Origin of the sequence: uncultured Rikenella sp., assembly GCF_948810725.1 — a bacterium.
GTDB lineage: Bacteria > Bacteroidota > Bacteroidia > Bacteroidales > Rikenellaceae > Rikenella.
This window is the reverse complement of sequence record NZ_CAQIVA010000073.1, coordinates 1-5,975: the sequence shown is the minus strand read 5'-3', so window position 1 is coordinate 5,975 and position 5,975 is coordinate 1. Positions and strand designations below refer to the sequence as shown.

4 protein-coding genes are annotated in these 5,975 nt (G+C 54.7%); 3 read left to right on the top strand and 1 reads right to left on the bottom strand.

The genetic code is table 11. From position 1 onward, the window contains the following. Nucleotides 1–182: 182 nt before the first annotated feature. Nucleotides 183–1,181 (bottom strand): formyltransferase family protein, encoded by a 999-nt coding sequence (locus Q9S52_RS10300; protein ID WP_304709051.1) that lies wholly within the window; start codon nt 1,179–1,181, stop codon nt 183–185. A 477-nt stretch (nt 1,182–1,658) separates the two neighbouring features. Between Q9S52_RS10300 and pyrF the strand changes: the two genes are divergently transcribed. The 3 genes from pyrF (at nt 1,659) to Q9S52_RS10285 (ending at nt 5,730) form a co-directional block, all read left to right on the top strand. Beyond that, entirely contained in the window at nt 1,659–2,486 is an 828-nt protein-coding gene (pyrF, locus tag Q9S52_RS10295; protein ID WP_294592075.1) for an orotidine-5'-phosphate decarboxylase, read from the top strand. Between the two features lie 25 nt (nt 2,487–2,511). Beyond that, the gene (gene aspA, locus Q9S52_RS10290) at nt 2,512–3,945 is read left to right on the top strand and encodes an aspartate ammonia-lyase (protein WP_304709050.1); all 1,434 of its coding nucleotides are present in this window, start codon (nt 2,512–2,514) and stop codon (nt 3,943–3,945) included. 174 nt (nt 3,946–4,119) lie between these two features. Then, nucleotides 4,120–5,730, top strand: a complete 1,611-nt coding sequence (locus Q9S52_RS10285; RefSeq protein ID WP_297627697.1) for a sulfatase — start codon at nt 4,120–4,122, stop codon at nt 5,728–5,730. The last annotated feature ends 245 nt before the right edge of the window (nt 5,731–5,975 follow it).

The following is a 5,975-nucleotide window of genomic DNA, read 5'->3' as shown; positions in this document are numbered from 1 at the left end:
CTCTGGCTATCGTAAGATAACCAGAGGCTTTTTTATTCAAGAACCTCTCCTGCGATCACGGTACGAATACCCATCCCTCCGCCCCACCAAGAGAACTTTCTCTGGTATTTCATATGCCATTTGGAGGCAAGATATCCTCATGCGGAAAACTCTCAATACGGAAATTCGAGAGATCAGTATATCTATTTTAGATAGAATTTGACACCTTGAATTTCCGTGTATGCCCATGGATGATCATAGGTGGTCGCCTTTATTCTTCGGTGCGCCTCTTCAATCGTCATGTCGGGTGTGATTTTGCACAAAGCGTTTAGCTCTTTGCGTGTATAAGGCTTTCGTGCCCATTTTTCTGTTGATTGAGGCAACGAATCACCGGTAGCAATTTTTGCAATAATGGAAAGAAAAGACTTTAGAATACAAGCATAACATTTTTGCGTAATGGAATATACAGTGTCATTGGCCAAAACTTTGAATCTGTGCACCTCTATAATATTGCCCGTATCCACCTTACTCAACATATGGTGGCAGGTAATGCCAAATATGCATTCTTGATTGTATACCGCGAAGTTCGTGCAGCCGATTCCCGGATATTCGGGAGGTCCCGGATGCCAATTAATCGCCCCTTTAGCGGCTCTTTGCAGTAAGCTTTCGGGAATAATCCACGGCGACAGATACGAAAAGATGTAATCGCCTTGCCACCACAAGATCTCCTCCGGAAATCCCTCTTCTCGGCCTCCGAATAAAACAGTTGTCCGAGGGAATATTTGTCGGACATATTCGGCGGCATACGAGGCATTCGGATCATTCTTTTTGCCGATAAATAGAATGTCTAAACTTTGAGTCCGGTAATATTCAGAGAGTAACTCGGCCGCTCTTTTGGGAAAACGATCCAGACTTTCGAAAACGAAAGTGTCGTTCGGTTTGAAATCTCGAGTCGCATTGTGTTCGTTCCATAATCGCAGCCAAATGTCATAATGGTGGAGTAATTTTCGAGCCGCTTCCCTGATTTCTAAGGGGAAACCATCCATATCTCGGTTGATTACATCTTGTAAATACAGATTACACTCTTTTAAAGAGACTGCATATTGATAAGTATGGCCTGATGTTAAATAATGGTTATACAGTTTTTCCGAGCGTTCCATTTCCGACAGGAACGTTCGCATTGAAGTCGTACTCTTGATCATGGTTGTGGTAGCAGAAAAATGAAAAACGTGGGACAATACCGTTTATTTGCTTCTGAGGTCTTCGACTACCTTGCTGCCAAATAAAAGAGTAAAGCCCACGTATTGCTACGCAGGCGTCACACTTTACTCTTGGCAGCTTTGAAAGTGTCGAAGTTTCAGAAGCCAGAATAAAAGTTAACGCTTTTTATGTCGTCTCTCCCGGCCCCGCGACCATCGCCCGCCGGAAGAGGAAAAATCGGAAAAATGTGCTAATGAGAAGTTTGCATCATAGGCCAATCGGTTTTAATTACCATTCAAATATACGAAAAATATTGAATCCCGGTTCCGGATAAACACATGGCGAAGCAACGGAGCATTCATCCGATTTAATTCCCCGTCCCCGCCCGTTTTCTGTAAAAACTTCTTTATATTTGCTCTATTATATCCACGTTCGGTTTCGCCGAGAGAGACGGAGCCGACCCAAACCCCGACCCGGCCATGACCTCGCAACAACTATTTCGACAGATACGCGCCAAAGAGAGCTTCCTCTGCGTCGGCCTCGACACCGACCTGAAGAAAGTGCCCCAGCATCTGTTGGGCGACGAAGACCCCATCTTCGCCTTTAATAAGGCCGTTATCGACGCCACCGCACCTTACTGCGTCAGCTATAAACCCAACCTCGCATTCTATGAAGCTGCGGGAGTGAAAGGGTGGAACGCCCTGGTGAAGACCGTCCGGTACCTGCGCGAGCGGTATCCCGAGCAATTCCTGATCGCCGACGCCAAACGAGGCGATATCGGCAATACCTCCCAGATGTACGCCCGCGTCTTCTTTCAGGAGATGGACTTCGACGCCGTCACCCTCTCGCCCTATATGGGGAGCGACACCGCCGAACCCTTCTATGCCTATCCCGGGAAGTGGGCCGTGCTGCTCGCCTTGACCTCCAACCCCTCCGCGCAGGATTTCGAAACTTTGGCTTTAGCCGGCGGCGAGATGCTTTATGAACGCGTCCTGCGGAACTCCATGAGCTGGGGAACCGAAGACAATACGATGTACGTCGTCGGCGCCACGCGCGCCGAACAGCTCGAACGCGTGCGGGCTATCGTGCCCGACCACTTCCTGCTGGTTCCCGGCGTGGGCGCTCAGGGCGGGTCGCTCAGCGAAGTCGCCCGGTGCGGGATGAACAGCCGGTGCGGACTGCTCGTCAACTCCTCGCGCGGGATCATTTACGCCTCCGACGGTCGCGACTTTGCCGAAGCAGCCGGCGCGGCCGCCCGTCAGTTACAGGGCGAGATGGCAGGCCTGTTGGCCGATTATTGCAAGTGATAATTTTGTAAAAAGTCAGAAAGATATGGACATTACCAAGATGCCGCTTTCGGGCAAGACCCGGCGGGAACACGACTTGTTGGGCGAACTGGACATCCCGGTGGAATACTACTTCGGCGTGCAGACCATGCGCGCGCTCGACAACTTCCACATCAGTCGGGTGCGGCTCTGCATGTACCCCTACTTCATCAAAGCGCTCGCCATGGTCAAGGAAGCCGCGGCCAAAGCCAACCGCGACCTCGGCGAGATCAAGCCCGAAGTGGCCGACGCCATTATCGCCGCCTGCCACGAAGTAGAGCAGGGGAAACTCGACGACCAGTTCGTCGTCGATATGGTGCAGGGCGGCGCCGGGACTTCCACCAATATGAACGCCAACGAAGTGATCGCCAACCGCGCGTTGGAGATTCTCGGCCACCGGCGCGGCGAATACGCCCACTGCCACCCGAACAACGACGTGAACCACTCGCAGTCGACCAACGACGCCTATCCGACCGCCGTGAAGATCGCCCTGATTTATCAGACCCAGGACTTGATCGCCTCGTTGCGCGAGCTGATCGGCGCCTTCCATGCCAAAGGGATCGAATTTGCCCAAGTCATCAAGATGGGGCGCACCCAGCTTCAGGACGCCGTGCCGATGACCCTCGGTCAGGAGTTCGACGCCTACGCCGCCAACCTCTCCGAAGAGATCGACCGCCTGGAACAGAACGCCAAACTGCTGCTCGAAGTGAATATGGGCGCCACCGCCATCGGCACCGGGATCAACGCCGATCCGCAGTACAGCCAGATATGTATCAAGTACCTGCGCGAGATTACCGGGCTTCCGATTACCGCCGCCACCAACATGATCGAGGCGACGAATGATACGGGCGCCTTCGTGATCTACTCGTCTGCCGTGAAGCGGATGGCCGTCAAGTTGTCGAAAATTTGCAACGACCTTCGGTTGTTGTCGTCCGGGCCGCGAACCGGTCTGAACGAGATCAACCTGCCTCCGATGCAGCCCGGCTCGTCGATCATGCCGGGCAAGGTGAACCCCGTGATTCCCGAGGTGGTGAACCAGATCGCTTACAAGGTGATCGGGAACGACCTCACCGTGACCATGGCCGCCGAAGCGGGCCAGCTGGAACTGAACGTGATGGAACCGATCATCGTCTACAGTATTCTGGAATCGATCGTAATGATGGTTCACGGGATGGACACCCTGCGCGAGAAATGCATCCTGGGGATTACAGCCAATACGGATCGGTGCCGGGATATGGTCTACCACAGCATCGGTTTGGTGACCGCCCTGAATCCGTACCTGGGATACGAAACCTCGACCGAGCTCGCCAAAGAGGCGCTTCATACCGGTAAGGGGATTTACGATTTGGTGTTGGAGAAAAAATTGATGTCCCAAGAGGAGTTGGACAATATTCTTCGTCCGGAGAACATGGTCAAACCCCGGAAATTTTTGCGGAAATAGCTTGCGGACAGGCATCGTCGTCGCCTGAACGATGCGTAAGCGCCTTTGTTTGGGGCCCTCTTCGGGCCGGTAAAATGCCCTGTGGTGTATATCCACGGGGCGTTTTACAGTTCGCCCCACTCACCCTTATAAAACAGGAAAAGAAACAACCCAAAAAGCAATAAACCACTACCCATGAATCGACCCTTGTTCGCCCTCTCCGGCGCCTTGTGTGCCGTGACCGGCAGTGCACAAAGTGCCGACAAACCGGCAGCCGAGCCTCAGAAACGGCCCAATATCGTCTACATCATGTCCGACGACCACGCCGTGCAGGCCATCAGCGCCTACGGCCACCCCCTGTCTCAGGTCGCCCCGACCCCGAATATCGACCGCATAGCCGCCGAAGGCGTGCGTTTCGACCGGGCCTACTGCGGCAACTCCGTCTCCGGGCCCAGTCGCGCGACGATTCTGACCGGCAAACACAGTCACGCCAACGGTTTCCGAACCAACGCCGACTTTTTCGACGGTTCGCAGACCACCCTGCCCAAAGTCCTGAAAGCGAACGGTTACTCCACCGCTATTATCGGTAAGTGGCACCTGAAAACCTATCCCACCGGATTCGACTACTGGAAAGTGCTCGACGACCAGGGAATGTACTACAACCCCGACTTCGTGACCATGAGCGGCGACACCGTCCGCCAACGCGGCTATGTGACCGACATCGTCACCGACGAGAGTATCGCTTGGATCGACGCCCACAAAGACCGGCCCTTCTTTATTATGGTGCACAACAAGGCCCCGCATCGGAATTTTCAGCCCGCCCCGCGGCACCTCACCTTGCACGAGCACACCTTCTTTCCCTATCCCGACAACCTTTTCGATACCTGGGAAGGACGCGTGGCCGCCGGTCGGCAGGAGATGAGCATCGCCGGCCACCTGATGCCCGCTTACGACCTCAAGCTCTATACCCGTCGCGACGGGTGGGATCCGAAAACCGACTGGGGGCCCGACTATCGGTTCATGGACTCCACCGAGCGGGAGGCCTACATCGCCTCCTACGATGCCGCGAATCAGGCCTACTACGACAATCCTCCTACCGGTGATAGTCTGACCCGTTGGAAATTCCAGCGTTACATGCGCGACTACTTTTCGACCATCGCCGCCGTGGACGAGAATATCGGAAAGATGCTCGACTATCTCGACAGCACGGGGCTGGCGGAGAACACCATCGTGGTCTACGCCTCCGACCAGAGCTTCTACCTCGGCGAACACGGCTGGTTCGACAAACGGTTCATGTACGAAGAATCGATGCGGATGCCCCTCGTGATCCGTTATCCGGCTGAAATTCCGGCGGGGACGGAGGCCGAAAGCACCTTGGTGCAGAACATCGACTTCGCACCGACCTTGCTCGACTGGTGCGGAATCGAGAAGCCGGACAGCATGCAGGGCGAATCGTTCCGTGCCGTGGCCCGGGGCGGCGACCGGGCGGTGAAACCGGGGCGCGATTGGCGGAAGACTTTGTATTATCGGTATTGGGAGAACCCCGGGATTCACAACGTGATGCAGCACGCCGGCGTGCACGACGGGCGGTGGAAACTGGTCTATTTCTTCAGCAACGAGACGCCGGTTCCGGCGGAGTGCTATTTCGAACTCTACGACCTGAAACGCGATCCGCACGAGATGCACAACCTGTACGGCACGCCGGGAACGAGCGGGGTGACGACTCGTCTCCGCCGGGAATTGGTTCGGTTGGCGGATTACTACGGCGACGAACTGCCTCCTTGCCGTGAACTGAATGCTTTATAATCTGTTCTTTGTGCTGGATAGAACCGTACCTTTCTTGAAAGAAAGGTACCCAAAGAACTTTTGCAGAGGTCGTCCCGGTGGGCCGACCACGGGTTCTCTCTGCCTTGTTCGTTGGGCTGGGATTTTCAGGCGAGGCGCGCGTGGGGTTCTATGCCTATTATTAGCGCGCCCGCCGAAAATCCAGCCCAACCCAATCGGGCAGACACGGCCAGAGCATCCCGCAGGGATGCGCTCTAAAGTTTTTC

Coding starts and splice junctions, on each gene's coding strand:
- Q9S52_RS10300 (WP_304709051.1), bottom strand. CDS start 1,181: ATGATCAAGAGTACGACTTCAATGCGAACGTTCCTGTCGGAAATGGAA.
- pyrF (WP_294592075.1), top strand. CDS start 1,659: ATGACCTCGCAACAACTATTTCGACAGATACGCGCCAAAGAGAGCTTC.
- aspA (WP_304709050.1), top strand. CDS start 2,512: ATGGACATTACCAAGATGCCGCTTTCGGGCAAGACCCGGCGGGAACAC.
- Q9S52_RS10285 (WP_297627697.1), top strand. CDS start 4,120: ATGAATCGACCCTTGTTCGCCCTCTCCGGCGCCTTGTGTGCCGTGACC.